1 protein-coding gene is annotated in these 223 nt (G+C 70.4%); it reads left to right on the top strand.

Annotated elements, in window-relative coordinates; all coding sequences use genetic code 11:
- Positions 1–223, top strand: a 223-nt coding sequence (locus E4K09_RS16785; RefSeq protein ID WP_244610543.1) for an amidase family protein, incomplete at both ends; no start/stop codon positions are given.

The following is a 223-nucleotide window of genomic DNA, read 5'->3' as shown; positions in this document are numbered from 1 at the left end:
GGGCGGGCGCCGTGATCCTGGCCAAGACCAACATGGTGGAGTTCGCCTTCTCCGGCCTGGGCCTCAATCCCCATTACGGCACACCGGGCAACGCCGTGGATCCCGCGCGGATTCCCGGCGGCTCGTCCTCGGGGGCGGGCGTCGCGGTGGCGGAAGGAACCTCCGAGATCTCCATCGGCAGCGACACCGGTGGTTCCGTGCGCATTCCGGCGGCGCTCAACGG

Source organism: Microvirga pakistanensis (genome assembly GCF_004458765.1).
GTDB lineage: Bacteria > Pseudomonadota > Alphaproteobacteria > Rhizobiales > Beijerinckiaceae > Microvirga > Microvirga pakistanensis.
Note: the sequence above shows the minus strand (reverse complement) of the source record. Positions and strands in the feature narration are given on the sequence as shown.